Origin of the sequence: Luteimonas suaedae (genome assembly GCF_008312895.1) — a bacterium.
GTDB classification, from domain to species: Bacteria; Pseudomonadota; Gammaproteobacteria; order Xanthomonadales; family Xanthomonadaceae; genus Luteimonas; species Luteimonas suaedae.
The window spans coordinates 161,607-184,152 of sequence record NZ_VSSP01000008.1; the positions used below are offsets into that span (position 1 = coordinate 161,607).

18 protein-coding genes, 1 tRNA gene and 2 pseudogenes are annotated in these 22,546 nt (G+C 70.0%); 16 read left to right on the forward strand and 5 right to left on the reverse strand.

Going from position 1 to position 22,546, the window contains the following annotated elements; translation table 11 throughout:
* Positions 1-65: 65 nt before the first annotated feature.
* Positions 66-731: a potassium channel family protein gene (locus FXO19_RS13130; protein WP_149195559.1), complete on the reverse strand. Its 666-nt coding sequence runs from the start codon at positions 729-731 to the stop codon at positions 66-68.
* Positions 724-2,022, reverse strand: a complete 1,299-nt coding sequence (locus tag FXO19_RS13135; RefSeq protein WP_223115503.1) for a TrkH family potassium uptake protein — start codon at positions 2,020-2,022, stop codon at positions 724-726. The genes FXO19_RS13130 and FXO19_RS13135 overlap by 8 nt, the downstream gene beginning before the upstream one ends.
* Before the next feature lie 189 nt (positions 2,023-2,211).
* Here FXO19_RS13135 and FXO19_RS13140 point away from each other — a divergent pair, with 189 nt between their 5' ends.
* The 12 genes from FXO19_RS13140 (at position 2,212) to FXO19_RS13195 (ending at position 12,027) form a co-directional block, all read left to right on the forward strand.
* The gene (locus tag FXO19_RS13140; RefSeq protein WP_149195561.1) at positions 2,212-3,225 is read left to right on the forward strand and encodes an LLM class flavin-dependent oxidoreductase; all 1,014 of its coding nucleotides are present in this window, start codon (positions 2,212-2,214) and stop codon (positions 3,223-3,225) included.
* 185 nt (positions 3,226-3,410) lie between these two features.
* Positions 3,411-4,454: a Holliday junction branch migration DNA helicase RuvB gene (gene ruvB, locus FXO19_RS13145; protein WP_149195562.1), complete on the forward strand. Its 1,044-nt coding sequence runs from the start codon at positions 3,411-3,413 to the stop codon at positions 4,452-4,454.
* 37 nt (positions 4,455-4,491) lie between these two features.
* Positions 4,492-4,950 carry a tol-pal system-associated acyl-CoA thioesterase gene (gene ybgC / locus FXO19_RS13150; protein WP_149195563.1) on the forward strand — a complete coding sequence of 153 codons (459 nt, stop codon included), beginning with the start codon at positions 4,492-4,494 and terminating at the stop codon, positions 4,948-4,950.
* Positions 4,951-5,221: 271 nt separating this feature from the next.
* Positions 5,222-5,884 (forward strand): protein TolQ, encoded by a 663-nt coding sequence (gene tolQ / locus FXO19_RS13155; protein ID WP_425481478.1) that lies wholly within the window; start codon positions 5,222-5,224, stop codon positions 5,882-5,884.
* Positions 5,885-5,935: 51 nt separating this feature from the next.
* Positions 5,936-6,373: a protein TolR gene (tolR, locus tag FXO19_RS13160; RefSeq protein ID WP_149195565.1), complete on the forward strand. Its 438-nt coding sequence runs from the start codon at positions 5,936-5,938 to the stop codon at positions 6,371-6,373.
* Entirely contained in the window at positions 6,373-7,329 is a 957-nt protein-coding gene (gene tolA, locus FXO19_RS13165; RefSeq protein WP_149195566.1) for a cell envelope integrity protein TolA, read from the forward strand. The genes tolR and tolA overlap by 1 nt, the downstream gene beginning before the upstream one ends.
* Positions 7,330-7,405: 76 nt before the next feature.
* Entirely contained in the window at positions 7,406-8,725 is a 1,320-nt protein-coding gene (gene tolB / locus FXO19_RS13170) for a Tol-Pal system beta propeller repeat protein TolB (protein WP_149195567.1), read from the forward strand.
* Between the two features lie 62 nt (positions 8,726-8,787).
* Complete coding sequence (pal, locus tag FXO19_RS13175) at positions 8,788-9,300, forward strand: peptidoglycan-associated lipoprotein Pal (RefSeq protein ID WP_149195568.1); 513 nt, start codon at positions 8,788-8,790, stop codon at positions 9,298-9,300.
* Between the two features lie 9 nt (positions 9,301-9,309).
* Positions 9,310-10,101, forward strand: coding sequence for a tol-pal system protein YbgF (ybgF, locus tag FXO19_RS13180; RefSeq protein WP_187775778.1), 792 nt, complete (start codon positions 9,310-9,312; stop codon positions 10,099-10,101).
* Between the two features lie 166 nt (positions 10,102-10,267).
* Positions 10,268-10,948: a 7-carboxy-7-deazaguanine synthase QueE gene (queE, locus tag FXO19_RS13185; RefSeq protein ID WP_149195569.1), complete on the forward strand. Its 681-nt coding sequence runs from the start codon at positions 10,268-10,270 to the stop codon at positions 10,946-10,948.
* Positions 10,949-11,112: 164 nt separating this feature from the next.
* Entirely contained in the window at positions 11,113-11,790 is a 678-nt protein-coding gene (queC, locus tag FXO19_RS13190; RefSeq protein WP_255516418.1) for a 7-cyano-7-deazaguanine synthase QueC, read from the forward strand.
* A gap of 164 nt (positions 11,791-11,954) precedes the next feature.
* Positions 11,955-12,027, forward strand: a tRNA-Lys gene (locus FXO19_RS13195).
* Between the two features lie 21 nt (positions 12,028-12,048).
* On the opposite strand, the gene FXO19_RS13200 is transcribed toward FXO19_RS13195, so the two are convergent.
* The gene (locus tag FXO19_RS13200; protein ID WP_149195571.1) at positions 12,049-12,624 is read right to left on the reverse strand and encodes a CGNR zinc finger domain-containing protein; all 576 of its coding nucleotides are present in this window, start codon (positions 12,622-12,624) and stop codon (positions 12,049-12,051) included.
* 65 nt (positions 12,625-12,689) lie between these two features.
* Here FXO19_RS13200 and FXO19_RS13205 point away from each other — a divergent pair, with 65 nt between their 5' ends.
* The 4 genes and pseudogenes from FXO19_RS13205 to FXO19_RS19755 form a co-directional block, all read left to right on the forward strand.
* Positions 12,690-13,589 carry an EamA family transporter gene (locus tag FXO19_RS13205; RefSeq protein WP_149195572.1) on the forward strand — a complete coding sequence of 300 codons (900 nt, stop codon included), beginning with the start codon at positions 12,690-12,692 and terminating at the stop codon, positions 13,587-13,589.
* 31 nt (positions 13,590-13,620) lie between these two features.
* Positions 13,621-14,598, forward strand: coding sequence for an aldo/keto reductase (locus FXO19_RS13210; protein WP_149195573.1), 978 nt, complete (start codon positions 13,621-13,623; stop codon positions 14,596-14,598).
* Positions 14,599-14,793: 195 nt separating this feature from the next.
* Positions 14,794-16,614 (forward strand): annotated as a pseudogene (locus FXO19_RS19750) (DEAD/DEAH box helicase); the annotation flags it as partial.
* Between the two features lie 342 nt (positions 16,615-16,956).
* Positions 16,957-19,572: pseudogene (locus FXO19_RS19755) on the forward strand (Lhr family helicase); the annotation flags it as partial.
* A 217-nt stretch (positions 19,573-19,789) separates the two neighbouring features.
* Here the strand turns inward: FXO19_RS19755 and recQ are convergent.
* Together recQ and FXO19_RS13225 are read right to left on the reverse strand one after the other, a co-directional pair.
* Positions 19,790-21,622: a DNA helicase RecQ gene (gene recQ / locus FXO19_RS13220; RefSeq protein WP_149195575.1), complete on the reverse strand. Its 1,833-nt coding sequence runs from the start codon at positions 21,620-21,622 to the stop codon at positions 19,790-19,792.
* Positions 21,623-21,967: 345 nt separating this feature from the next.
* Entirely contained in the window at positions 21,968-22,546 is a 579-nt protein-coding gene (locus FXO19_RS13225) for a Dps family protein (protein WP_149195576.1), read from the reverse strand.

The window sequence follows — 22,546 nt, forward strand, 5'->3', positions numbered from 1 at the left end:
GTGAGAAGTGAGTGGGAGCGATCGCTCTTCTCTCATTTCTCACTCCTCTTCACTCACTCCTCGCCTCAAGGCAATGCCGCGAACTTCTCCACCCGCTCCGTGGTGCCGGAGACGATCAGAATGTCGCCGTCCTCGACGATGGTCTCGGCCTTGGCGTAGGTGAAGTCGTTGCGGGTCCGCTTCAAGCCGACGACGGTGACGCCGTACTTGGTGCGCAGTTCCGATTCGCTCAGGGTCTTGCCGATCGCCTCGCGCGGCGCGCCGGTCTTGGCGATGGCGAAGCCGTCGTCGAATTCGAGGAAATCCATCATCTTGCCGGTGACCAGGTGCGCCACGCGTTCACCCATCGCCGCTTCCGGATAGACCACGTGGTGCGCGCCGGTGCGCTCCAGGATGCTGCCGTGCTTGGCGCTGGTCGCCTTGGCCCAGATGTCGGTGACGCCCACCTCCTCCAGGGCCAGCACCGTCAGCACGCTGGCCTCGATGTCGGTGCCGATGCCGACCACCGCGCGCTTGAAGTCCTTCACGCCGAGCTGGCGCAAGGCCTCGCTGCTGGTGGTATCGGCCTGGACCACGTGGGTCAGGCGTTCGGACCACTTCTGCACGATCTCGGCGTTCTCGTCGATGCCGAGCACCTCGTGGCCGAGACGGATCAGGGATTCGGCGACCGCGCTGCCGAAGCGGCCCAGGCCGATGACGACCACGCTGTCGCCGGGAACATGTCTAGCCAACGATGGGGCGCTCCTCGGGGTAGCGGTAGGGCTGCGGGCGCTTGCGCAGCGCCAGTGCGGTGGCCAGGGTGACCGAACCGACGCGGCCGACGAACATCAGCACGATCAGGATAACCTGCCCGGCCGGCGGCAGCTCGCCGGTGATGCCGGTGGACAGCCCGACCGTGGCCGACGCGGAGATCGCCTCGAACACGACATCGTGCAGGGGCAGGTCGGTGACGCTCAGCAGCGCCAGGATGCCGACGGCGAGGACGGTCAGCGCCATCAGTACCACGGCCAGCGCCAGACGCAGCGCCTGATGGGGAATCCGACGGTGGAAGGCGATGGTATCGCCGCTGCCGCGGATCTCCGCCCAGACCGCGAAACCGAGCAGGAAGAAGGTGGTGATCTTGATGCCGCCGGCAGTGCCGGCGCTGCCGCCGCCGATGAACATCAGGGCCCAGTTCACCGTCTGTGTTTCCAGGCGCATCGCGCCGGTGTCGATGCTGTTGAAGCCGGCGGTGCGGGCGGCCACCGAATGGAAGACGGCGCCGAGCAGCTTGTCGCCGGCGGCCATCGGGCCGAGGGTGGCGGCGTTGTTCCACTCGTACAGCCCGATCAGCAGGGCGCCGCCGGTGACCAGCAGGGCGGTGCCGAACAAGGTGATCTTGGTATGCACCGACCAGCGCCGGAATCCGGACGGCCGCCGCCACATTTCGTAGACGACGGGAAATCCCAGCCCGCCCAGGAGTACCGCCAGCGTGATCGGCAGGATGACCAGGGGGTCGGCCGCGTATCCCATCAGACTGTCGGACCAGGTGGAAAAGCCGGCGTTGTTGAACGCGGATACCGCCTGGAACAGGCCGTTCCACAACGCCGTGCCCCACGGCTGGCCGTGGCCGAAATGCAGCTGCAGGGTCAACACGGCGGTGGTCAGCGATTCGACGGCGAGCGTGACCAGCAGCACCAGCCTGAGTACGCCCATCACGTCGCCCAGCCCCAGGCAGCGGGTCTCCGCCTGGGCCAGCAAACGGGTGCCCAGACCTACGCGACCGGCGACCAGCAGGCCGAGCAGGGTGGCACCGGTCATGATGCCGAAGCCGCCGACCTGGAACAGTCCCAGGATCACCCACTGGCCGAACAGCGACCAGTACAGCGGCGTGTCCTCGACGATCAGTCCGGTGACGCAGACCGCGGAGGTCGAGGTGAACAGCGCCGTCAGCAGCGACGCCGAGCCCTCGCCGGCGCGCGACACCGGCAGCATGAGCAGGACCGTGCCGACCAGGATCGTGCCGAGGAAGGCGAGTGGCACGAGCCGTGCCGGATGCTGGATGCCCTGCCGCTGCAATGGATGCCCTCACCGGACGGATGGCATGAAGCGGCGCGCATTGTGCCATGGGACCGCGCGCGGCACCCGCGACGGTGCCGGCGCCCGGGTATGGGCCGCACTGTCCCGCCCGTGCGCGTGACCTGCGGCGGCGGGCGCATGAGAATGGACGCCATGCACGCATCACAACCCGCCGTTCCCTGTTCGATCCTCGATCTCGCGCCGGTTGTCGAAGGCAGCGACATCCCCGCCGCCTTCGCCAACGCGCTCGATCTCGCGCGCCATGCCGAGCGGCTCGGGTATCGCCGCTACTGGCTGGCCGAGCACCACAACATGCCCGGCATCGCCAGCGCCGCGACCGCGGTGCTGATCGCCCACATCGCCGGCGGCACGCGCACGATCCGGGTCGGCGCCGGCGGCATCATGCTGCCCAACCACGCCCCGCTGCAGGTGGCCGAGCAGTTCGGCACGCTGGCGTCGCTGTACCCGGACCGCATCGACCTCGGGCTCGGCCGCGCGCCTGGCACCGACCAGGCCACGGCGCGGGCGCTGCGGCGTTATTTCGACAGCGCCGACGCGTTCCCGAGCGACGTCGCCGAGCTGCTGCGCTACTTCGAGCCGGCGCAGCCGGGCCAGCCGGTGCGCGCGGTCCCGGGCGCCGGCATCGACGTGCCGGTCTGGCTGCTGGGCTCGAGTCTGTTCAGCGCGCGCCTGGCGGCGGCGCTGGGGCTGCCGTTCGCGTTCGCCTCGCACTTCGCGCCGGCGGCGATGGACGAGGCGCTGGCGGTCTACCGGAGCGAGTTCCGGCCTTCGCCGCGACAGGCGCAGCCGCACGCCATGCTGGCGCTGAACGTGGTCGCGGCCCCCGGCCAGGCGGAGGCCAGGCGACTGTTCACGACCCAGCAGCAGAGCTTCGTGCGCCTGCGCCGCGGCCAGCCTGGCCTGATCCCGCCGCCGATCGACGACATCGAGGCGTTCTGGACGCCCGCGGAAAAGGCCATGGTCGAGCAGTCTCTGGCCTGCGCGGTGGTCGGCGATCCGGACCAGGTGCGCGACGGCATCCGCGCCTTCGTCGCGCGCCATCGCCCCGACGAGCTGATGCTCACCGCCAATCTCTTCGACCACGGCGCCCGCCTGCGGAGCTTCGCGCTGGCGGCCGCCGCCTGCGGCCTGGAACCGGCGGCGTAGGGCGCTCGCCGGAAACGCTCCGGCGGCGGGTAGTTCCTGGTCGCGACTCCCGTCGCTCCCACATCCGGTCCTTCCCTGTGAGAGTGGCGGCGGCATGCCGTCGCCGGGAAGTCGCGACTGCGCGCGGCCAGAAGCCCCGCATCCACGGCTCACCGCTCCCGTTCCGCTCATGCGACCATATCCGGATGAGCGAAGACCGCATCATTGCCGCCGACGCGACCCACGAGGACGAGGCCGTGGAGGCGTCGATCCGGCCCAAGCGCCTCGACGACTACCTCGGCCAGCGGCCGGTGCGCGAGCAGCTCTCGATCTACATCGAGGCGGCCAAGCAGCGTGCCGAGGCGCTCGACCACGTGCTGATCTTCGGTCCGCCAGGCCTGGGCAAGACCACGCTCTCGCACGTCATCGCCAACGAGCTCGGGGTCAGCCTGCGGGTCACCTCCGGCCCGGTGATCGAGAAGGCCGGCGACCTGGCCGCGCTGCTGACCAACCTGCAGCCGCACGACGTGCTGTTCATCGACGAGATCCATCGCCTCTCGCCGGTGGTTGAGGAAGTGCTGTACCCGGCGATGGAGGATTTCCAGATCGACATCATGATCGGCGAGGGTCCGGCGGCGCGCTCGATCAAGCTTGACCTGCCGCCATTCACGCTGATCGGCGCCACCACCCGCGCCGGGCTGCTGACCGCGCCGCTGCGCGACCGTTTCGGCATCGTGCAGCGGCTGGAGTTCTACAGCACCGAGGAGCTGACCCGGATCGTGCGCCGCTCGGCGAAGATCCTCGGCATCGACTGCGCCGCCGAGGGCGCCGGCGAGATCGCGAAGCGCTCGCGCGGCACCCCGCGCATCGCCAACCGCCTGCTGCGGCGGGTGCGCGACTATGCCCAGGTGCGCGCCGGCGGCCATATCGACCCCGAAGTCGCGCATGCGGCGATGCAGATGCTCAGGGTCGACCCGGAAGGCTTCGACGACCTCGACCGCCGCCTGCTGAACCTGATCATCGAGAACTTCGACGGTGGCCCGGTCGGCGTCGACTCGCTGGCCGCCGCGCTTTCCGAGGAGCGCGGCACCCTGGAGGACGTGATCGAGCCGTACCTGATCCAGCAGGGCTTCCTGGTGCGCACCGCGCGCGGACGCATGGCTTCGCACAAGGCGTATCGGCACCTTGGGCTGGCGCCCAAGGTGGGTGATTCGGGATTGGTGATTGGTGATTCGAAAGAGCTGTTCTGATGCCTGACGTGCCTAGATTGCCCCCGGAGCCCCGCTTTTGATCTCCCAATCACCAATCACGAATCACCAATCACCGCTTTCAACGCTATTCAGTTGGCCGACACGTGTCTATTGGGAAGATACCGACGCCGGTGGCGTGGTGTACCACGCGCAGTACCTGGCGTTCCTCGAACGCGCGCGGACCGAGTGGCTGCGCGCGCTGGGGCACGGTCAGGAACTTCTGCGCGGGTCCCACGATCTGGTGTTCGCGGTGCGGGCGATGCGGATCGATTTCCGCAAGCCGGCACGGCTGGACGATGCGCTGCAGGTCTCGGTGGCGCTGCGGGAGTGCCGGCGCGCCAGCCTGGTGATCGACCAGGCGATCGAGCGCGACGGCGTGCGGCTGCTCGACGCCGAGGTGCGGGTGGCCGCGCTGGACGCCGGCGGGTTCCGCCCGCGCGCGATCCCGGCGACGCTGTACCAGGAGCTGCAGTCGCTGCAGGTCCTGCCGGACTGAACAAGGCGGACTGAACAAGGATGTCCAGGCCGGAGATTCCATTGGTGCCCGTTCCGCCGCGGCGGGGCAGGGCGTTTCGTTGGCGGTCGGTGCACGGCACCGGTCGCGATTGTCGAATTGCTGACCCAGGAGCGGATGCATGACCCCACTTTCGATGTTGCTGCAGGCCACGCAGGTCGAGCCTCTGCCCGAGGAGGCCGCGGCCAGCGCGACCGAACTCGCCAACGACGCCGGCGCCGCGGCGGCGGCGCCCCTTGGCAACGAGTTCGACATGCTCCAGCTGGTGCTGCATGCGTCGATCCCGGTGCAGCTGGTGATGCTGTTGCTGCTGTTCGCCTCGGTCGCCTCGTGGGTGATCATCTTCCGCAAGAAGCGCATGCTCGATCGCGCCGCGCGCGAAGCGGACCGCTTCGAGGAGCGGTTCTGGTCGGGCGCGGACATGACCAAGCTCTATGCCGCGTCCACCGAGCGCAACCGCGAGATCGAGGGCCTGGAGGCGATCTTCGAGTCCGGTTTCCGCGAGTACTCGCGCCCGCGCGGGCGCCGCAATCCCGACACCCGCGCTCAGCTCGAAGGCGCGCAACGCGGCATGCGCGTGGCCAGCGCCCGTGAGCTGGACGGCCTCGAGCACAACCTCGAGTTCCTGGCCAACGTCGGTTCGATCGCGCCCTACGTCGGCCTGCTCGGCACGGTCTGGGGGATCATGATCTCGTTCCACGGCCTGGCCAACGTGCGCGAGGCCACCATCGCCACCGTGGCGCCGGGCATCTCCGAGGCGTTGATCGCCACCGCGATGGGCCTGTTCGCGGCGATCCCCGCGGTCTGGGCCTACAACCGCTACGCCACCAAGGTGGAGCGCATCGCCGGCCGCTACGACGCGTTCGCCGAGGAGTTCTCATCGATCCTGGAGCGCCAGGCGCACGGCGACGAGTGACCCCGCGCCGCCGTCCCGCGCGTTGACCCCGCAGACTTCCCGAGGATCGCCATGACCGCCGCCGTCCTGCGCCGCCGCAAGCGCCGCAAGCTCAAGAACGAGATCAACGTCGTGCCCTACATCGACGTGATGCTGGTGTTGCTGATCATCTTCATGATCACCACGCCGCTGCTCAATCTCGGCACCGACGTCAACCTGCCCGACTCCAATGCGCGTTCGGTGGCCACGCCCAAGGATCCGGTGGTGGTGAGCGTCTACCCCGACGGCGCCATGGCGCTGATGATCGAACAGCAGAACCAGTCGATCGGCCGCGAAGACCTGCTGACGCGCCTGCGTGCGATCCACAGCCAGAATCCGGAGGCCACGGTCCTGGTGCGCGGTGACGGCGCCGCCAGCTACCAGCGGATCATGGATGCGATCGGCATCATCAACGAAGCCGGCGTGACCAAGGTGAGCCTGCTCAGCCGGCCGCTCGAGGCGGGTGATTGATGCAGCAACGCCGTGCCGATACGGTCAGTGCGGTCGTCCTTGCGCTGGGGCTGCACGTCGTCCTGCTGTTGTTGCTGGTGTTCGGGCTGACCTGGACCCGCAGCAACGCAGTGCCGGCGTACGGCTCGCCGGTCAGCGCCGAACTGTTCGACCCCGAGGCGCTGTCGGCGGCGCAGCGGCGCGCGCTCGAGGCGCCGCCGGAACCGATGCCCGAACCGCCGCTGCCGGAGCCCGAACCCGAGCCGGTGGAGGAGGAGGCCGTCCCGCTGCCGCAGCAATTGCCTGAGCCGGTGCCGGAGGATGCGCCGGTCGAGCCGCAGCCGCAGCCGCAGGAACGACTGCCCGAGCCGGACACGATCGATCAGGACGCCGCCCGCCGCGAGGCGGAGTCGGAACTCACCGCCGAGCGCGAGCAGGAAGAGCGCCGGCGCCAGGAGCAGATCGACCTGACCGAGCGCAAGCAGCAGGAGGAAGCCGAGCAGAAGCGCCGTCTGGCGCAGCAGCAGCGCGAGGAGGAATTGAAGAAGCTGCGTGCCGAGCGCGAGAAGATCCGCCGCGAGGCGGAACTGGCCGAACAGAAGCTCAAGCAGATCGCCGACGCCCGTGCGCGCCAGGCGTCCGACCAGGCTGCCGAGTCCGCGGCGCCGCCGCCCGGCCAGCCGGACGGCGACAGCGATCTCGCGGCGCGCTACGCGGCCGCATTGCAGGAGGCCATCGCCCGCAACTGGTCGCGGCCGGACAACGTGCAGCTGGGCCAGCGCTGCCGCCTGTACATCACCCAGCTGCCCGGCGGCCAGGTCATGAGCGTGGAATTCGATCCGTCCTGTCCCTACGACGCGCTGGGCCGGCGCTCGGTCGAGGCGGCGGTACGCAAGGCCGAGCCGTTGCCCTATCGCGGCTTCGAGCCGGTCTTCGCGCGGCGCTTGAACCTCAATTTCACGGCCCAGGACCGATAAGTACGCCGCCATTCATCTCCCCGCGCCGCGCAACCGCCAAGCTGGCGCCCCATATGCCCTCCCAACCGGTGACCCGATGAAACGAATCGCCCGCATCCTGTTCGCCCTGGTCGCATTGACGCTGCCGCTGTTTGCTGCGGCGCAACAACAAGGGCTCGAGATCGACATCGTCGGCGGCCATGCCTCGGCGCTGCCGATCGCCGTGGTGCCGATGCCCTACCAGGGCTCCGCCGGCGCGCCGGAGACTGACGTGGCCGCGGTGATCCGCGCCGACCTCGACCGTTCCGGCCAGTTCCGCACCTTGCCCGAGCGCGACATCGTCGAGCGCCCCACGCGCGGCAGCGAGGTGCAGTACCCGACCTGGCGCATGCTGCGGCAGGACTTCCTGGTGATCGGCCGCGTGCTCGATGCGGGCGACGGCGCCTACCGGGTGGAGTACGAGCTGTTCGACGTGGCCAAGCAGGAGCGGCTGATCGGCATGGCCATGACCGGCCGCGCCAGCGCCATGCGCGACGTCGCCCACCAGATGGCCGACGCCATCTACGAGAAGATCCTCGGCGTGCGCGGTGCGTTCTGGACCCGGATCGCCTATGTCACTCAGACCGGCGTGGGGCAGGGCGCGCGTTATGCGCTGATCGTCGCCGATTCCGACGGCTACAACCCGCAGACCGTGGTCCGCTCCAACGAACCGCTGCTGTCGCCGTCGTGGTCGCCGGACGGCAGCAAGCTGGCCTATGTCAGTTTCGAGCGCGGCAACTCGTCGATCTACATCCAGGACGTCACTACCGGCGGCCGCGAGCTCGTGTCCAGCTTCCGCGGCATCAACAGCGGCCCGGCGTTCTCCCCGGACGGCCGCCGTCTGGCGCTGACCCTGTCGCGCAGCGGCAATCCCGAGATCTACGTCATGGATCTGGGCAGCAAGGCGCTGACCCAGCTCACCAACCACTTCGGCATCGACACCGCGCCGACCTGGAGCCCGGATGGCGGCAGCATCTATTTCACTTCGGACCGTGGCGGTCGGCCGCAGATCTACCAGGTGCCGGCCAGCGGCGGCGGCGCCACCCGGGTGAGCTTCCAGGGCAGCTACAACTCGGACCCCAGCGTCTCGTTCGACGGCCAGAAGATCGCCGTAGCGCAGGGCGCCGGCAACGTGTACCGTATTGCGGTGCTGGATCGCAGTCTCGGTTCGCCGCGCTGGTCCACGCTGTCGCCGGGCTCACTCGACGAATCGCCGAGCTTTGCGCCCAACGCCAGCATGATCCTGTACGCGGCACGTGAGGGGCGACGAGGGGTGTTGTACGCCGTTTCCGCGGATGGCCGGGTGCGTCAGCGCCTCGTGCTGGCCGACGGTGACGTGCGGGAGCCGGCTTGGGGTCCTTATCGGGAACAGCGCTGACGCGGTCTGCACATTGTTACCATCAACCTGAACCACCCTTTCAATTACTAGGGATCGACGAGATGAACACCACCACCCGAGTCCTGATCGCCGCCGCGCTGTGCGTGGCCGTCGTCGGTTGCTCCAAGAAGGTCAAGGAAGAGCCGCCGGCGCCGAGCACCGACACCGGCACCGTTACGCAGCCGCAGCAGCCCACCTCGGGCGCCTTCGGTCCCGAAGACCTCGACAGCGATGCCTGCCTGCGCCAGCGCGTGGTCTACTTCGACTTCGACCAGGACGCGCTGCGTCCGGAGTTCCAGTCGATCATGGGCTGCCACGCCAAGTACCTGCGCGACCGTCCGTCGTCCCGCATCACCCTGGAAGGCAATGCCGACGAGCGCGGCAGCCGCGAGTACAACCTCGGCCTGGGCGAGCGTCGCGGCAACGCGGTGTCCTCGGCGCTGCAGGCTAACGGCGGCAACGGTGCGCAATTGACGGTGGTCAGCTACGGCGAAGAGCGCCCGACCTGCACCGAGTCGAGTGAGGACTGCTGGGCGCGCAATCGTCGCGTCGAGATCGTCTACACCGCACGTTGATCGGATCGCATGCGTAGATTGATCGCTCCAATCGTGGTTGCGGCGGCCCTGGTGGCCGCCGCACCCGTTTCCGCGCAGCGCGCCAGCCTCGCCGACCGCGTGGCGGCGCTGGAACAGCAGGCGGCGGGAAACCGCGGCAATGTCGACCTGCTCAACCAGCTCGAGCAGCTGCGTCGGGAGGTGACTGCGCTGCGCTCGCAGGTCGAGGAGCTGCAGCAGCAGAACGAACAGCTCAAGGCCGCCGGGCGCGACCAGTACCTGGACATCGACGGCCGGCTCAACCGGCTGGAGCAGGGCGGTGGGCTGCCCGCCGCGGGGCCCGCGGCCGATGCCGGCGCGTCGCTGCCGGTACCGCCGCCGGCGGACGATGCGCCGTCGATCCATGGCGATCCCGGCCTGCTCGCCCAGGGCGCCGACGAGCGCGGCACCTACGAAACCGCCTTCGACGCGCTGCGTTCCGGGGAATACGCCCGCTCGGCGGAGCTGTTCCAGGATTTCCTGCGGCAGTACCCGAGCGGCTCGTATGCGCCCAACGCGCTGTACTGGCTCGGCGAGAGCTACTACGTCACCCAGAACTACGAACTGGCGCAGCAGCAGTTCCAGGCGCTGATCGACCGCTATCCGACCCACGACAAGGCGCCGGGCGCCCTGCTCAAGGTCGGCTTGTCGCAGTACGGCCAGCAGGAGCTCGACGCGGCCGAATCCACCCTGTCGCAGGTGAGCTCGAAATTCCCCGGCACCGATGCCGCACGCACCGCCGACGACCGCTTGCGCGCGATCCAGCTGGGCCGGCTGCGCTGATCTGATCCGACCCCGGCTGCCCCGGGAGTAGAACGAATGCGGAGAAACGGGCAGGCGCCGAAATAGCCGCTCCCACGCGTCGTTCGTTTCCATTTCCCTTCCCCGCCTCCAGCCCGGATCGCGTCCACGCGAGCGGCGGAGCGCACACCGCCCTACAATTTCCCCGATGAACGCCGTTTCTTCCGATGCGGCCGTCGCCGCGGCGGCGGACCGGCTCAAGCTCACCGAGATCTTCCTGTCGCTGCAGGGTGAGGCGCGCGACGCCGGCTGGCCGACCGTGTTCGTGCGCCTGACCGGCTGCCCGCTGCGCTGCCAGTACTGCGATACCGCCTACGCCTTCCACGGCGGGCAATGGTGGGAGATCGACGCCATCCTCGACGAGGTCGCCGGCCATGACGTGCGCCACGTCTGCGTGACCGGCGGCGAGCCGTTGGCGCAGAAGCGCTGCGTCGCGCTGTTGCGGCGGCTGTGCGATGCCGGCTACCGGGTGTCGCTGGAAACCTCCGGTGCGCTGGATATCGGTGCGGTCGATCCCCGGGTGTCGCGGGTGCTCGACATCAAGACGCCCGGCTCGGCTGAGGCGCACCGCAACCGCTGGGAGAACCTGCCGCTGCTGACCGCGCACGACCAGGTCAAGTTCGTGCTGTGCGGCCGCGCCGACTACGAGTGGGCCCGAGAGATGCTGCGCGAGCATGACCTGCCGGCGCGCTGCGAGGTGCTGTTCTCGCCCAGCAAGGACCAGCTGGACGCGCGCGCGCTCGCCGACTGGATCGTCGCCGACCGCCTGCCGGTGCGGTTCCAGATGCAGTTGCACAAGCTGCTGTGGAACGACGAGCCGGGAAGGTGAGAAGAGCCGTGATTGGTGATTCGCAAAAGCGTGCCGATATCATCGTCATCCCGGCGTAGGCCGGGATCCATGTTTTCGCGAGCCCAGATCGGCGACCAAACCCAGAATCCTGCCTAACGAATCACGAATCACGAGCCCTCGCTTTGACCAATCACGAATCACCAATCACGAATCACGGCTCCAAGGCCGTCGTGCTTCTGTCCGGGGGAATGGATTCGGCGGTCGTCCTGGCGATAGCCCGCGAACGGGGCTTTGCGGCGCATGCATTGAGCGTGGCCTACGGCCAGCGTCATACCTCGGAGCTGGCCGCTGCGGCGCGCATGGCTGCGTCGCTGGACGCGGCCGAACACAAGACGGTGCAGGTGGATCTGCGCAGCATCGGCGGCTCGGCGCTCACTGCGGATATCGAGGTGCCGGAGGCGGGCGGCGAGGGAATCCCGGCGACCTACGTGCCGGCGCGCAACACGATCATGCTGTCGGTGGCGCTGGGCTGGGCCGAGGTGTTGGGCGCGGCCGACATCTTCTGCGGCGTCAACGCGGTCGACTACTCCGGTTATCCGGATTGCCGCCCGGAATTCATCGAGGCGTTCGAAAGGCTCGCCAACCTGGCCACCAAGGCCGGGGTGGAGGGTGCCGGCATCCGCGTGCATGCGCCGCTGCTGCGCCTGGGCAAGGCCGACATCGTGCACGAGGGCATGCGTCTGGGCGTGGATTTCGCCGCCACCGTGTCCTGCTATCGCGCCGATGCCGACGGCCGCGCCTGCGGCCGCTGCGATGCCTGCCGCCTGCGCGCCGAAGGCTTCGCCGCCGCCGGCGTGGCCGACCCGACGCGCTACGCCTGAACAACGCCGGCGGTGCCTGCCTGCGTCGGGCCGGGGCGTTGCGCTAGAATGCGCAGCCTGCGCAGCACGGGCGACACAACGGGCCGCCCTTGACACTGCGCACTCCCGCTCGCGGGAGGGGCAAGACCGCCGCGCCGTGCGCGGCAGCTTGATCGTTCGACAACGGGTCGTTAGCTCAGTCGGTAGAGCATCGGACTTTTAATCCGCTGGTCGTTGGTTCGAATCCAACACGACCCACATTTCCCCTTCGAAACAGGCTCACTGCTGCGTGCGGCGGTAGTAGCGGCGCGCCTTGTCGCGGCTGCCGCAGTCGGCCATGTCGCACCAGCGCCGCCGGCCGTTGCGGGTCTGGTCCTCGAACAGCCACTCACAGGCCGGGCAGAAGCGCAGGCGCTCGCGGTCGCCGGCGGTGACCAGGTCGGCGGCATCCAGAAGCACCGGTGCGAGGCCGTTGGCGGTGTCCGCAGGCTTCTTCCAGTGCCAGGCCAGGGTGGCGGGATCGATGGTGCGCCGCGCGGCGGCCGCGGCGACCCGGTCGTCGAGGCGCTCGACCGCGCCGCGCGGCGGCGGCTCGCCGTGCGCCAGGGGGCGCAATACCGCCGTCAGGATCTCGCGGATCTCGATCGCGGTGCGCAGTTCGCAGTTCCTTGCAGGCGGCGACGGCAGCCCGACGGCTTTCAGCCAGCGCTGCAGATTGGCGGTGGAATCGAGCCAGTCGTGGGCGTGCCCGGTCGCGGGCCAGCTGACGGTGTTCACCAGGTCCAGCGACGGACGGCCGCCGACCAGCTTGTAGCTGCCGCGATAGTCGCCGGGATCCAGGGCCAGGGCGTGCATGGCCGGATATTACCATCAAAACTAGGTTGACAGGTAAGAAATCGCGGCGCAGGATTCTTACCTCCATGACGTATTTTGATGGTAAAGAAGTCGCCAGCCCCGGCCGCCTCGCGGATCGGGTGCCGGCCCATGCGTATTTCGTCGGCAGCGCGATCTTCCATTACCTGGGTCCGTCCTTCGCCGTGCTGCTGTTCGCACGCATGCCGGTGGCCGGCGTGGCCTGGCTGCGCATCGTCTCGGCGGCCGCGGTCTTCGCGCTGTGGCGCAGGCCCTGGCGGTCGTTCTTCGCGGCAGGTCGCGACACGCGACGCGCGGTGGTGGCGCTCGGGGTGGTGTTCGCGCTGATGAACTACAGCTTCTACGTCGCGATCGACCGGTTGCCGCTCGGGACGGTGGCGGCGATCGAGTTCCTCGGCCCGATCGTGCTGGCGCTGGCCGGCAGTCGCTCGGGCCGCAATGTCGCCGCGCTGCTGTTCGCGGTCGCCGGCGTCTGGCTGCTGACCGACGTGCGGCTCGCGGGCGATCCGCTGGCGTTCGCCTGGGCCTTCGCCAATGCCGCCCTGTTCCTGCTGTACATCGTGCTGGCGCACCGGGTCGCGCGTGCGGATCCGGGCACCAGCCCGATCGACCGCCTCGGCGCCGCCCTGCTGGTCGCCGGCATCGTCATCACGCCGCTCGGGTTCATGGCGGCGACGCCGGCACTGGGCGACCCGGTCGCGCTGGCCGCGGGCATCGGCGTCGGGATCAGTTCGTCGGTCATCCCCTACGTCTTCGACCAACTCGCCATGGTCCGCCTGCCCCGGGCGACCTATGCCCTGTTCGTCGCGCTTCTTCCCGCCACCGCGGTGGTGGTCGGGATCGTCGTGCTGCGCCAGATCCCGACGCCGTTCGAGGCATTCGGCGTCGCCCTCGTCGTCTTCGGCATCGCGCTCCACCGCCAGCCGCGGGCATGCGGTCGCGCGTGAACGATCAGATGGCTTTAACCAGGAGAGCATCATGCAATACGTGAATCTGGGACGTACCGGCCTCAAGGTCTCGCGCCTGTGCTTGGGCGTCATGAGCTACGGCTCGCCCGAATCGAAGGACTGGATCCTGACCGAGGAACAGGGCCGGCCGTTCATCCGTCGTGCGCTCGAACTCGGCATCAACTACTTCGACACCGCCGACATGTACTCGCGCGGCATTAGCGAGGAGATCCTGGGGCGCGCCATGCGCGACTTCGCCCGTCGCGAGGACGTGGTCATCGCCACCAAGGTCTACTTCCCGATGAGCGACGATCCGAACGATCGCGGGCTGTCGCGTAAGCACATCCTGCATGCGGTCGACGCGTCGCTGCGCCGGCTGGATACCGACTACATCGACCTGTACCAGCTGCACCGCTGGGACTACGAAACGCCGATCGAGGAAACGCTCGAGACCCTGAATGACGTGGTGCGCGCGGGCAAGGTCCGCTACATCGGCGCATCGAGCATGTACGCCTGGCAGTTCATGAAGGCGCTCGCGCTCTCCGAACGCAATGGCTGGGCGCGGTTCGTCGCCATGCAGAACCACTACAACCTGGTGTATCGCGAGGAGGAGCGCGAGATGTTGCCGCTGTGCCGCTCGGAAGGGATTGGGGTGGTGCCGTGGAGTCCGCTGGCGCGGGGGTTTCTCGCCGGTGGTCGTGCGCCCGGTGGCGGCGAGACCGCCCGTGCGAAAAGCGATCGTCTCGCGCACGGGATGTACTACGCCGAGACCGACTTCCAGGTGGCCGAGCGGGCCGCGGCCGTTGCCGCCCGCCGCGGCGTGGCGCCGGCGCAGGTGGCCCTGGCCTGGCTGCTGCATCAGCCGGGGGTGACGGCGCCGATCATCGGCGCGACCAAGCTGTCGCATCTGGAACAGGCCGTCGCCGCCGTCTCGCTGTCGCTGGGCGACGACGAACGCGCGGAGCTGGAGGCGCCTTATCAGCCGCACCGGGTGCTCGGTCACGAGTGACGGCCGGCGTTGAATCGCGGGATCCGCGGGCGCATATTGGGTTCGGTACGGCCGCCTGTCGGGCTCCGCGACGTGCCGTTCAGCGAATGGGTGCCGGCCCGGTTCCGCCCACCGCCGGCCGGTCTCATCCCTTGCGACGCCCGTTGCGCAGGCTCATTGCTTTCTTGCCCGCCCTCCCTCTCTCCCCCGTTCACGATGCCCCTCGACGCCTTCCATCCCGCCGTCGCCGCCTGGTTCCGCGGCGCGTTCCCTGCGCCGACCGAGGCGCAGGCGGCCGCGTGGCCGGCGATCCGCGCCGGCCGCAATACGCTGGTGGCGGCGCCGACCGGGTCGGGCAAGACACTGACCGCGTTCATGACCGCGATCGACGGCCTGGTGCGCCAGGGGCTGCAGGGCACCGCGCCGGGGCTGTTCGGCGACCAGGTGCCGGCCGCGGGGCTGGCAGGGCTTCCGGACGAGACCTTGGTGGTCTACGTGTCGCCGCTGAAGGCGCTGTCCAACGACATCCGCGTGAACCTGGAGGCGCCGCTGGCCGGCATCCGTGCCGAACTGGCCCAGATGGGCCTGCCCGATATCGAGATCCGCACCGCGGTGCGCACCGGCGACACGCCGCAGTCCGAACGCGCCGGCATGCGCCGCAGGCCGCCGCACATCCTGGTGACCACGCCCGAATCGCTGTACGTACTGCTCGGCTCGGAGTCGGGGCGGGCGATGCTGGCGCCGGTGCGCACGGTGATCGTGGACGAGATCCACGCCGTTGCCGACGACAAGCGCGGCAGCCACCTGGCGCTGTCGCTGGAGCGGCTGGAAGCGCTGTGCGGTCGGCGCCTGGTACGGGTCGGGCTGTCGGCGACGCAGAAGCCGATCGACGAGGTGGCGCGGTTCCTGGTCGGTGCCGCCGCGGTCGCGGCCGACGGCACCCCGGACTGCGCCATCGTCGATATCGGCTACACCCGCCAGCGCGACCTGGCATTGGAACTGCCGCCCACGCCGTTGTCGGTGGTGATGTCCAACGACCAGTGGGAGCAGGTGTACCGGCGCGTGGTCGAACTGGTGGAGGCACACCGCACCACCCTGGTGTTCGTCAACACGCGGCGCATGGCCGAGCGCGCCGCGCGCCACCTCGGCGAGCTGCTGGGCAAGGAGCACGTGGCCGCGCACCACGGCAGTCTGGCGAAGGAGCACCGGCTCGAGGCCGAGCAGCGGCTCAAGCGCGGCGAGCTGAAGGTGCTGGTGGCGACGGCGTCGCTGGAACTGGGCATCGACATCGGCGACGTCGACCTGGTCTGCCAGCTCGGTTCGCCACGCTCGATCGCGACCTTCCTGCAGCGCGCCGGCCGCTCCGGGCACACGGTGGGCGGGGTACCGAAGGCGCGGCTGTTCCCGGCCACGCGCGACGAGCTGGTCGAATGCACCGCGCTGCTGGACTGCGTGCGTCGCGGCGAACTCGACGCGCTGCGGATCCTGCCGGCGCCGCTGGACGTGCTGGCACAGCAGATCGTCGCCGAGGTCGCCAGCCGCGAATGGGACGAGGACGCGCTGTTCGACTGGCTGCGCCGCGCCTGGCCGTACGCGCAGCTGGCGCGGGAGGATTTCGACGCGGTGGTGCGGATGCTGGCGGAGGGCTACAGCAGCCGTCGCGGCCCGCGCGCCGGTTACCTGCACCGCGACGCGGTGAATCGCAAGCTGCGCGGGCGCAAGGGCGCGCGCATGACCGCGGTGATGTCCGGCGGCACCATTCCCGACACCGGCGACTACGCCGTGGTGCTGGAACCGGAGGCGCAGAACATCGGCACCGTGAACGAGGATTTCGCGGTCGAGAGCATGGCCGGCGACATCTTCCAGCTCGGCAACGCCAGCTACCGGATCCTGCGGGTGGAGCCGGGGAGGGTGCGAGTGGAGGACGCGCAGGGCCTGCCGCCGAGCATTCCGTTCTGGATCGGCGAGGCACCGGGACGGACGGACGAGCTGTCGGCCGGGGTGTCGCGGTTGCGCGAGGAGGTCGCTGCGCGGCTTGGGCCGGGCGTTGGCGCCGAAAGCAAATCCCCCCCAGCCCCCCTTTTTCAAAGGGGGGAGCCGGGCGTCGGTGCGGAATCGTCGCCGGCGACGGACGGGGCGCTGCCTCGTGAAGCGCCAACGCCTGGTGAGGCGCTGCCATCGCGGGAACCGGCGAAATCCCTGGCGGATGTTGCTCCATATCCGGCGAAGCCCTTTGAAACGTCTGTTGCGCCGCAATCGGCGGGATCCGCCGAACCGCACGCTGCTCCCCGGCCGGCGGAGTCCGCCGAGGCACCTGCATCTGCTGTTCCCCCCTTTGAAAAAGGGGGGCAGGGGGGATTTGCTGTTGGCCACGGCAATGCCATCGCCTGGCTGCGCGACGAACTCGGCCTCGACGCCGACGCCGCGCGCCAACTGGTCGATTACCTGGCAAGCGCGCAGGCGGCGCTCGGCGAGCTGCCGACGCAGTCGCGGATCGTGCTGGAGCGCTTCTTCGACGAGTCCGGCGGCACCCAGTTGGTGATCCACACCCCGTTCGGCAGCCGCATCAACCGCGCCTGGGGATTGGCGCTGCGCAAGCGCTTCTGCCGCAAGTTCAACTTCGAGCTGCAGGCGGCGGCCACCGAGGACGCGATCGTGCTGTCGCTGTCGACCAGCCACAGCTTCCCGCTGATCGAGGTCTCGCAGTACCTGCATTCGGCCTCCGCGCTGGACATCCTGGTGCAGGCGCTGCTGGATGCACCGCTGTTCGGCGCGCGCTGGCGCTGGAACGCGACCACCGCGCTGGCGCTGCCGCGCTTCCAGGGCGGGCGCAAGGTGCCGCCGCAACTGCAGCGGATGAAGTCGGAGGACTTCCTGGCCACCGTGTTCCCCGACAAGGTGGCCTGCCTGGAGAACATCGTCGGCGAGCGCGAGGTGCCGGATCATCCGCTGGTGGCGCAGACGCTGCGCGACTGCCTGGACGAGGCGATGGACGCGCAGGGCTGGCTGCGGCTGCTGCGGCGCATGGAGGCGGGCGAAGTGGAGGTGCGCGCCTGCGACCTGGCCGCGCCGTCGCCGCTGGCGGCCGAGGCGATCAACGCGCGGCCCTACGCCTTCCTCGACGACGCGCCGCTGGAGGAGCGCCGCACCCAGGCGGTGCAGACGCGCCGCTATGCCGATCCGGAAAGCGCCGACGATCTCGGCCGGCTCGACGCCGACGCCATCGCCGAGGTGCGCGTGCAGGCCTGGCCCGAGGTACGCGGTGCCGACGAGATGCACGATGCGCTGATGGGCCTGGGCGTGGTGAGCGCCGACGAGGCCGCCGCGAATGCCGGTTGGGACGGCTGGCTCGAGACGCTCGCCCGCGGCCATCGCGCCACGCGCCTGCGCCCGGCGCCCGGGCGCGGCGAGCTGTGGGTGGCCGCCGAGCGGTTGCCGCAGCTGCGCGCGCTGTTCCCGCAGGCGTTCCTGCAACCGTGCATCGAGGCGCCGGCGGAGTACGCGGCGCAGCCCTGGGCCGCCGAGGACGCGGCGACCGAGCTGCTGCGCGCGCGCCTGTCCGGGCTCGGGCCGGCGCCTGCGGCGGAACTCGCGCGCAGCCTGTCGCTGCCGCCGCTCGACGCCGACGTGGCGCTGCTGCGGCTGCAGAACGAAGGCTATGCGATGCAGGGCCGCTTCACCCCCGGCGCCACGGAGACCGAGTGGTGCGAGCGGTCCCTGCTGGCGCGCATCCATCGCTACACGCTCGGCCGGCTGCGCCGCGAGATCGAGCCGGTGCCGACGCGCGATTTCCTGCGCTTCCTGTTCGACTGGCAGCGCGTGTCCGGTGATGCGCGTGCCAGCGGACCGGAGGCGCTGGCCGGCGTGCTGTCGCAGCTGGAAGGCTTCGAGGCGCCGGCGGCCGCCTGGGAGTCGGAGTTGCTGCCGGCGCGCGTACGCGACTACTCCATCTCCTGGCTCGACGAACTGTGCACCGCCGGCCGCACCCTGTGGACGCGGCTGCGCGCGAGCGATGCCGAGGCGGGTGCCGGGCGCGGCAGCGGAACGGTGCGCACGACGCCGGTGGTGCTGCTGCCGCGGCGCACGGCCGCGCACTGGCTGCGGCTGGCGCCGGATTCCGCCGGCGACGCGGCGCTGTCCTCGCGCGCGCAGCGGGTCGCCGACCACCTGGCCGCCAACGGCGCCTCGTTCTTCGACGAGATCGCGACCGGCACGCGGCTACTACAGACCGAGCTGGAGGACGCGCTGGCCGAGCTAGTCGCCCGCGGCCGCGCGCGCTGCGACAGTTTCGCCGGGCTGCGTGCGTTGCTGGTGCCGGCATCGAAGCGTTCGTCCGCACGCGGTCGCGGCCGGCGCCGTGCGGCGCTGTTCGGGATCGAGGACGCCGGGCGCTGGGCCCCGTGCGGTCAGCGCGCCGGCGTGGATACGTCCGCTGGGGAAGCCGATGTCCGCGCCGCTTCGCTCGCGACCGCCGAGAGTCTGGAACACGTCGCCCGGGTGCTGCTGCGCCGCTACGGCGTGGTCTGCTGGCGGCTGCTCGAGCGCGAGGCGGCTTGGCTGCCGCCCTGGCGCGAACTGTCGCGCGTCTATCGCCGCCTGGAGGCGCGCGGCGAAATTCGCGGCGGGCGCTTCATCGCCGGCCTGTCGGGCGAACAGTTCGCATTGCCGGAAGCGATCGGGCTGCTACGGCGGATCCGGCAGAAGCCAGGTGCGGGCGAGTTCGTCTGCCTGTCGGCGATGGACCCGCTCAACCTGGTCGGCACGCTGCTGCCCGGCGACCGGATTCCGCGATTGCCGGGCGCGCGCGTGCTCTACCGCGACGGCTCACCGGTGGCCTCGCTGGTCGCGGGGCAGGTTGCGCTGCTGGCGGAGCTGGCGCCCGGCGAGGAAAGCGCCGCGCGCAGGATCCTGCTGCGCGAGCCGGCGCCGCCGGGCTTCGGCACATACGCAGATGCGCCGATGCCGGCCGAAGACGAACCGGCCACGAACCCGTAAGAGCGCGCCATGCGCGCGATGCCGCGGGCATTTCGCCGCCAGGGGATTCCGGCCACTGGCGCGCCTTCCGGCTCGCGGCGGGGTCGCCGATCGCGGGGCCGGATATACCCGCGGCATCGCGCGCATGGCGCGCTCCTACGGAAGGCCGCCGGAGGCGTGCGGTGTCGGCCCGCCCGTTTGGAGAAGAACTGTCTTTGACCGCCGGTGGGGCGGTCGATCAACCCGCCGTCGCCACCGTGGCGATCACCTGGCTGCCGTAGCGCGACAGCTTGCCGGCGCCGATGCCGCCGATGCCGGCGAGCTCGTCCTCGCTCGACGGCCGCCGCGCCGCGATCTCGCGCAGCGTGCTGTCGTGGAAGATCACGTACGCCGGCACGTTCTGGTCGCGCGCCAGTTGCGCGCGCAGCTCGCGCAGGGCCTCGAACAGCGGCAGGTCGGCGGGTGCGAGCTCGGCCGCCGCCGATGCGGTGCGCAGCGCGCGCGTGCGCTCGCGGGGGGCGGCCACCTTGCGCAGCATGACCGGCTGGCTGCCCTTGAGCACCGCGCGGCTGGCCTCGGTCAGCCGCAGGCCGCCATAGCCCTCGGCATCGACCTCGAGCAGGCCGTGCGCCACCAGTTGCCGGAACACCCCGCGCCAGGTGCGCGCGTCCAGGTCGGTGCCGACGCCGTAGGTGCTGAGCCGGTCGTGGCCGAACTGGCGGATCTTCTCGCTGTCGCTGCCGCGTAGGATGTCGATGACGTGCGCGGCGCCGAAGCGCTGGCCGCTGCGGTACACGCAGCTTAGGGCCTTCTGCGCGGCCTCGGTCGCGTCCCAGGCCTCCGGCGGCTGCAGGCAGTTGTCGCAGTTGCCGCAGGCCCGTCCGGCGCCGTTCGCGCCGCTTTCCCCGGGTGCGTATTCCTCGCCGAAGTTCGCCAGCAACACCTGGCGGCGGCAGCGCATCGATTCGCAGTAGCCGACCAGGGCGTCGAGCTTGCGGTGCTCCAGGCGCTTGCGCTCCTCGCCGGACTCGGACTGTTCGATCATCTGCCGCAGCAGCACCAGGTCGCCGAGGCCGTAGCACATCCAGGCGTCGGCCGGCTCGCCGTCGCGGCCGGCGCGGCCGGTTTCCTGGTAGTAGCCCTCGATCGACTTGGGCAGGTCGATATGGGCGACGAAACGTACGTCCGGCTTGTCGATACCCATGCCGAAGGCAATGGTGGCGACCACGATCACGCCCTCCTCGCGCAGGAAACGGCGCTGGTTGGCGGCGCGGATGCCGGCGTCGATCCCGGCGTGGTAGGGCAGCGCGGTGTGGCCGTGTTCGGCCAGGAAGGCGGCCGTCTGCTCCACCTTGCGCCGCGACAGGCAGTAGACGATGCCGGCGTCGCCGCGGTGGGCGTCGACGAAGTCCAGCAGCTGGCGCTTGGCGTTGTCCTTCTGCGTCACCGCATAGCGGATGTTCGGCCGGTCGAACGAGCTGACGAAGCGGCGCGCCCGGTCCAGCTGCAGGCGCTCGGCGATCTCGCGCTGGGTTGGTGGATCGGCGGTGGCGGTCAGCGCGATCCGCGGCACCTGCGGCCAGCGTTCGTGCAGGATCGTCAGCTCGCGGTATTCAGGGCGGAAGTCATGGCCCCACTGCGAGACGCAGTGCGCCTCGTCGATCGCGAACAACGCCAGCGAGGCACGCTCGAGCAGCGACAGGAAGCGCGGCGTCAGCAGGCGCTCGGGGGCGACGTACAGCAGGTCGAGATCGCCGGCCAGCAGCTGCCGCTCCACCGTCGCGGCGGTCTCGCCGTCGAGCGTCGAGTTGAGGAATGCCGCGCGCACGCCGAGCTGGCGCAGCGCCTCGACCTGGTCCTGCATCAGCGCGATCAACGGCGAGACCACGATACCGACGCCGTCGCGCAGCAGCGCCGGCAGCTGGTAGCACAGCGACTTGCCGCCGCCGGTGGGCATCAGCACCAGGGCATCGGCGCCGGCGGCGACATGTTCGACGATGGCGGCCTGCTCGCCGCGAAAGGCGGCGTGGCCGAAGACACGCTGCAGGGCGTCCCGTGCGGAGGTTTGCATGGGAACAGGATAGCCGCTGTGACCCGGGCGCCGAAACGGAAAACGGCCGACGGCGGTGTCGGACGGCCGCGCCTGGAGCCGTAGGATTTCCCCGGCGGCAGGAGCGCGCCATGCGCGCGATCGCTGCGCATCCGAACTTCGCCAGATCTCGCCAGGCGTTCATCGCGGGCGTGGCCCGCTCCCCTCAGCTCCGCGGGCTACGCCAGCCCGTAGGAGCGCACCATGCGCGCGATGCCGGCGCGGCTTGGGTGCGCAGGGGAGCGGACGCGCGGCAGCAGTCGGGATCGGGGGCATCGCGCGCATGGCGCGCTCCTACGAGATGCACAGCCGCCGGCCCCGGCGGCCTTACTGCAGCAGCGAACGCAGCATCCAGGCGTACTTCTCGTGGGTCTGCAGGCGCTGGGTCAGCAGGTCGACGCTGGGATCGTCGCCGGCGTCGTCCGCGGTCTTGAGCGCCCTGCGCGCGGTGCGGCAGACGGCCTCGTTGCCGACCACCAGTTGGCGCACCATCTCGCGCCATTCCGGCGCCTTCTCCAGGCCCGGCTCCTCCTTGATGGAGGACAGCTCGATGAACTCGGCGTAGGAGCCCGGTGCGTTGTAGCCCAGGGCGCGGATGCGCTCGGCGGTCTCGTCGAGCGCGTTCCACTGCTCGGTGTACTGCTCCTCGAACATCGCATGCAGGGCGTTGAACATGGGCCCGGTGACGTTCCAGTGGAAGTTGTGGGTCTTCAGGTACAGGGTGTAGGCGTCGGCCAGGAACGTCGACAGACCCTGGGCAATGCGCTTGCGATCCTTATCGCCGATCCCGATATCGATTGCCGGGGCGCTGGACTGCGGACCGGGCGATGCCACGGCCGCGGGCTCGGCTGGCGCGCGAGTGGCGCGGGCGTTCTTCTTCGGCTTGCTGGTCTTGGTTTTGGCCAT

Excerpts from the sequence above, each read along its gene's own strand:
- FXO19_RS13200 (WP_149195571.1), bottom strand. The coding sequence starts at position 12,624 with ATGCACGCCCTGGCCCTGGATCCCGGCGACTATCGCGGCAGCTACAAG.
- FXO19_RS13140 (WP_149195561.1), top strand. The coding sequence starts at position 2,212 with ATGCACGCATCACAACCCGCCGTTCCCTGTTCGATCCTCGATCTCGCG.
- tolB (WP_149195567.1), top strand. The coding sequence starts at position 7,406 with ATGAAACGAATCGCCCGCATCCTGTTCGCCCTGGTCGCATTGACGCTG.
- recQ (WP_149195575.1), bottom strand. The coding sequence starts at position 21,622 with ATGCAAACCTCCGCACGGGACGCCCTGCAGCGTGTCTTCGGCCACGCC.
- FXO19_RS13225 (WP_149195576.1), bottom strand. The coding sequence starts at position 22,546 with ATGGCCAAAACCAAGACCAGCAAGCCGAAGAAGAACGCCCGCGCCACT.
- FXO19_RS13205 (WP_149195572.1), top strand. The coding sequence starts at position 12,690 with ATGACGTATTTTGATGGTAAAGAAGTCGCCAGCCCCGGCCGCCTCGCG.
- tolA (WP_149195566.1), top strand. The coding sequence starts at position 6,373 with ATGCAGCAACGCCGTGCCGATACGGTCAGTGCGGTCGTCCTTGCGCTG.
- ruvB (WP_149195562.1), top strand. The coding sequence starts at position 3,411 with ATGAGCGAAGACCGCATCATTGCCGCCGACGCGACCCACGAGGACGAG.
- FXO19_RS13210 (WP_149195573.1), top strand. The coding sequence starts at position 13,621 with ATGCAATACGTGAATCTGGGACGTACCGGCCTCAAGGTCTCGCGCCTG.
- ybgF (WP_187775778.1), top strand. The coding sequence starts at position 9,310 with ATGCGTAGATTGATCGCTCCAATCGTGGTTGCGGCGGCCCTGGTGGCC.
- tolR (WP_149195565.1), top strand. The coding sequence starts at position 5,936 with ATGACCGCCGCCGTCCTGCGCCGCCGCAAGCGCCGCAAGCTCAAGAAC.
- tolQ (WP_425481478.1), top strand. The coding sequence starts at position 5,222 with ATGCTCCAGCTGGTGCTGCATGCGTCGATCCCGGTGCAGCTGGTGATG.
- pal (WP_149195568.1), top strand. The coding sequence starts at position 8,788 with ATGAACACCACCACCCGAGTCCTGATCGCCGCCGCGCTGTGCGTGGCC.
- queE (WP_149195569.1), top strand. The coding sequence starts at position 10,268 with ATGAACGCCGTTTCTTCCGATGCGGCCGTCGCCGCGGCGGCGGACCGG.